Genomic DNA, 1490 nt, shown 5'->3' with positions numbered 1-1490 from the left:
CGCCTGAAGGCGGGGGATTCCAACCGTCACACCTATGCAGAATGGAGGATCGGTTGAGGTTCGCGGTGCGCTGGCCCGGCAGCCCAGGGCCCTTCCCGCGCAGTCACGGCATGCCCTGCCGCCAGCTTGATGTTCCTGGCCGCGTTCACGTCGGCGTTGCCGGCGTATCCGCAGGACCGGCAGCGGAAGACGGCTTGGCTCTCGCGCGCCTCACGATCCACGATCCCGCACGCCGAGCAGCGCTGGCTCGTGTACGCGGGGTTGATCTTCATGATGCGGCCGGGCGCCTTGTGCTCCAGCCGCTCAACGAGCCGGCCTCACCCGGCGGCGAGGATGCCCCGGTTCAGCCCAGCCTTGTGCCGGACGTTCCGGCCCGGCGCGTCGACCGTGCCCTTGGCCGAGCGGGTCATGCCGCGGATGTTGAGGTCCTCGACGGCGACCACGTCGAAGCGGCGGGCCAGATCGGTGGAGACCTTCTCGACCCAGTCCTTACGCCGATCGGCCTCCCGCGCCTTCAGCCGGGCGATCGCGGCCTTGATCTTCGCCCTGCGCTTGGACCCGCGCCGGGCGCGGGCCAGCTTGCGTTCCAGGCGGCGCAGCCGCGCCGCCTCGGCCTCGCGCAGCGTGGGGACGTGCAGCGTCTCGCCGGTGGACAGAGCGGCCGAGATGGCAACGCCACGGTCCAGGCCAACGCTCTCTCCGGTTTCGGGTGCGGGGATCGGCTCGGGGATCGCGGCGAAGGCGACATGCCAGCGACCGGCGCGGTCGCGGGTGATCCGGTACGACTTCACCTCCGCCGGGACCGCGCGGGACCAGCGGAACCGCACCCACCCCACCTTCGGCACCTTGACCTCGCCCACGTGGCGGGACACACGGCGCACATCCCATTGATCGCCCTGCTGGCCGACGATGCGGAACCCCTCGTGCCGCCCCTGCTTGCGCCAGGTCGGCCGCCGGTGTGTCCCGTTGAAGAAGTTGGCCATGGCCTGGGCGAAGTCCCGCAGCGCCTGCTGCTGGACGATGATCGACCCGGCGGCCAGCCAGGCGAACTCCGCCCGCGCCTCGGTGAGCTGGCGGCACTGCTCGGCGAACCCTGGCCCGCTTTTACGTCCCGGCGCCCAGTGGGCGTGCTGCTCGATGGCGAGGTTCCACACGAACCGCGCGTGCGAGCAGTGCTCCAGCAGGGCCGCCTCCTGGGCGGGTGTGGGCTGGAGCCGGTAACGAGACATGACACCACTATACCACTAAAGTGGTGTCATGATTCGGATTACGTTGCGTCTTCCCGACGACCTTCACGCCCTGGTCACCGCCGCCGCCGAGCGCGACCGTCGGTCTCTCAATGCAGAAATCTTGTACCTACTCGAGAAAGGACTGTCCGATGACGGACGCTCCGCGCCCGAGGCCGCCCCGCCTTCGGCGGGCCGCCCCTGACGGGGCCCGGATTCCTCCCGGCCCTGAAGGACCGGGCTTCCTCCGGTGGTCTAGGTGAG

The 1490-nt window shown here is 70.1% G+C and carries 2 protein-coding genes and 1 pseudogene; 1 reads left to right on the top strand and 2 read right to left on the bottom strand.

Going from position 1 to position 1490, the window contains the following annotated elements; all coding sequences use genetic code 11:
- Nucleotides 1-32: 32 nt before the first annotated feature.
- Both BSB02_RS43845 and BSB02_RS39145 read right to left on the bottom strand, forming a co-directional pair.
- Nucleotides 33-305, bottom strand: a pseudogene (locus BSB02_RS43845) (zinc ribbon domain-containing protein); the annotation flags it as partial.
- Between the two features lie 12 nt (nucleotides 306-317).
- A complete protein-coding gene (locus tag BSB02_RS39145; RefSeq protein ID WP_206185144.1) occupies nucleotides 318-1229 on the bottom strand; it encodes an RNA-guided endonuclease InsQ/TnpB family protein in 912 nt (303 codons plus the stop codon).
- A 28-nt stretch (nucleotides 1230-1257) separates the two neighbouring features.
- Between BSB02_RS39145 and BSB02_RS43840 the strand changes: the two genes are divergently transcribed.
- Entirely contained in the window at nucleotides 1258-1431 is a 174-nt protein-coding gene (locus BSB02_RS43840; RefSeq protein WP_084966065.1) for an Arc family DNA-binding protein, read from the top strand.
- The last annotated feature ends 59 nt before the right edge of the window (nucleotides 1432-1490 follow it).

Source organism: Thermoactinospora rubra (assembly GCF_002093975.1).
Lineage (GTDB): Bacteria > Actinomycetota > Actinomycetes > Streptosporangiales > Streptosporangiaceae > Nonomuraea > Nonomuraea rubra_A.
This window is presented reverse-complemented; position numbering and strand designations above follow the sequence as displayed.